The sequence below is a fragment of the Zoogloea sp. 1C4 genome (genome assembly GCF_009469605.1).
In the GTDB taxonomy this organism is placed as follows: Bacteria; Pseudomonadota; Gammaproteobacteria; order Burkholderiales; family Rhodocyclaceae; genus Zoogloea; species Zoogloea oryzae.
In genome coordinates this window covers 1-2,025 of sequence record NZ_SSXU01000075.1, presented here as the reverse complement: position 1 = coordinate 2,025, position 2,025 = coordinate 1, and the positions used below count along the sequence as shown (strand labels likewise).

Sequence of the window (2,025 nt, the reverse complement as noted above, 5' to 3'; positions counted from 1 at the left end):
CAATATATGCTAAATGAAACTAAGCCATCTATAGCATATAGAATTAAAAAACTATTCAACGTAATACTTAAGGTATTAGGTATTACTAGGAATGGAGATTTAGTTAGAACTTTATTCAATAAGATACGCAAAGGAGAATTTTCAAAATATAAACCATCTAAGTCCACATTAGAAGATTTTGAAAAAAGATTTGGTGGTGTATTATACTATTATGTTCCAGGAGTAGAGGATAAAGAATTAAAGAAAATGGCTTCTATAGCAGACGCTACTACTTTCTATGCAGTAGTAGATTCTTTAAATGCTACAGTAATGGATACATTTAATATTAGTAGTATTGAAGATTTACAAAGTTTACCTAAGAAGATTAATGATATATTTGATGATATTCTAACGACTAACTTAGAGTTAGGAATGTATGATGAATCTCAAGAGCGACTTATCAAAGATGTAATCAACAACAAAGAAGTATTCAAGAAACAAATAGACGATTACTTAAGAAACTTTAGTATTATTAAAAAGAATACTGAAGAATCAGAAGAACAAGAAAGAGAAGAAAGAGAACTTGGAGATAATCCTGATAATACTTGGGATAAAGAAAGTTATACAATAAGTAAAAAAGCCAATGTAGCTTTCAAAGCGAAACTATTCTTTTATTCTATTCCTAAAACTAAATACGAATTTGATCCAGAAACAGGTAATAAATACTTAGTAGAAGAGGAGGATGACTTGTTGATGACTACTAGATCTGAAGATTTTAACGTTGTGTGGAATAAGATATTAGAGAATCTGTGGAATGTTGAAAGTTATTTAGACCTAGTAGATAAGTGCTATAATCTTGGTAAGGTAGATCCGTTCTTTATGACTGTATATAATAAGTTAACTTCAAAAGATGATCCTATTGATGAAGTCACTTAGACTCAAATATTAAATACAGTTAAAAGTGCAAAAAATAGTTTAACTGCTATAATTGTAGAAAGAAAGTAGATACCTTTTACGTAGAGAGGATCTGACGAACAGATAGAATATGCTACACAAGAGTATTCTAATAAATTAAAATGGAGAATTCAGAATTCTGATGTATATAGAAAGATAAGTAGATTACCAAAGAAATGGTCGCAATAGTTCTTCTTGTCAGATTTAATTGATGTTAATGAAGATGGTACTAGAACTATAAATCAAGATAAGTTTCATTCTGCTGTGTGGAAACATAAAATATTAATAGACAATGTATTAAAAAAGAAAGATAAAACTTTGGATGATTATATTAAAGTTAGATCTAGCTTTATAGATATGTGTAATAATCTATCTATTAATATGGATGATTTAGCATTAGACTATTTACTTACTAATGGAACAGGTCAACCTAATATGCAAGCGTTTGAAAATTTCTGGAGATCTACAAATGCTAGTACTTCTTTAACTAAAAGTATATTAAATAATATTAACATAGCTGCAATTAGAGGTACAAGTAGTATAAAATCCAGAAGTGGAGAAACTGCTAGAACATTTGATAGAATATTTACTAGTAGAAAACCAGATGCTTAGATAAATCTAATGGCTATAGCTTGGGGTAGAACACACCCATCTCCAGAAGAATTTAGTGTTACTGGAGCAGATGGTAATCTAGTATATCCTATTACAGAGAATAACTATATGTCAGACCAAATAAGATGGTTGAAATATAATTTGAACGGTAAAAGAGAATTATTAGGCAAAAATCCTTACTCTGCAAATTCTTTGTTATTACAATCTATAAACAGTAATGCTGATTTAATTAAATTAAATACTTATCTAAACTTAGAAGAGAATCTGCAAAACACTAATCGTGATTACTTTGGTATATCTCCTATAGAGGATTACTTATCTAAAATGACATTTGGATTTAATAATCACTTATTTTGTCCTACTATGTCTGATAAAAAGACATGGCACACTATAAGTGGTATTCAAATGGTCAAGGATTTCTTACCATCTACAGCTATCACTGATTACGAATACAATGAAAACGGAGGTATAACTAGAGTT

The 2,025-nt window shown here is 29.0% G+C and carries 3 protein-coding genes; all 3 read left to right on the top strand.

The features are described from left to right. Positions 1–915 (top strand): hypothetical protein (locus tag GH681_RS23440; RefSeq protein WP_194271322.1); only part of this gene is annotated, 915 nt, incomplete at its 5' end. A 213-nt stretch (positions 916–1,128) separates the two neighbouring features. After that, positions 1,129–1,545, top strand: coding sequence for a hypothetical protein (locus tag GH681_RS22805; protein ID WP_153163791.1), 417 nt, complete (start codon positions 1,129–1,131; stop codon positions 1,543–1,545). 9 nt (positions 1,546–1,554) lie between these two features. Next, positions 1,555–2,025, top strand: a 471-nt coding sequence (locus GH681_RS22800) for a hypothetical protein (protein ID WP_153163790.1), incomplete at its 3' end; no start/stop codon positions are given.